This window comes from Acinetobacter sp. RF14B, assembly GCF_006864105.1.
Taxonomy (GTDB): Bacteria; Pseudomonadota; Gammaproteobacteria; order Pseudomonadales; family Moraxellaceae; genus Acinetobacter; species Acinetobacter lwoffii_C.
Genome location: NZ_SMTB01000230.1, coordinates 1 through 534, shown reverse-complemented (window position 1 = coordinate 534; position 534 = coordinate 1). Strand labels below are relative to the sequence as shown.

General features: G+C 51.3%; 1 protein-coding gene. It reads left to right on the top strand.

Annotated elements, in window-relative coordinates; translation table 11 throughout:
- Positions 1 to 67 precede the first annotated feature (67 nt).
- The coding region (locus tag E2K52_RS14660) for a hypothetical protein (protein WP_264765953.1) at positions 68 to 534 on the top strand (467 nt) is incomplete at its 3' end.

The window sequence follows — 534 nt, the reverse complement described above, 5'->3', positions numbered from 1 at the left end:
AGCGTGGCGTGCCCGTCTTGAGGCTCATGATGAACGTTCTTGCTCATTATTCAGTGAGGTTTGTGGAGTGCTGCTTCAGCGCGTTCACTCTCTGGGTGATGCCCGTTCAGTTGAACTCATTACCGATGCCCTATCTTGGGCGATGGTCAACTTTGATGAGCTGGGGTACAACTGCAAAACCAATAAGGAAAAGTTGCAGATCATGCCCAATATGATTGGTTTTCAGTCCGTTTTGCACGGGATCTGCTCTCGTCTGGGGGCACCGAACCGGAAAGCAGATATCATTGTTGACCAGCAGTCACAGTTCAACACCACCCAGCGGGAGTTGAACGAGTTTTACTACCAGATCCGCGAACAGCCGTGGGCACTGGGGCCGGGTTTGCCTGTCATGGATATGAAGAACATGCCAGCAAAACCGCTTGTCTTCCAGTCGGGAACGATGAGTGCCGGGCTGGAACTGGTTGATATTTATCTCTGGATCTTCAAACGATACATGGAACGGAAAGAACTGACCAAACCCCTTTCCCGCCTCGT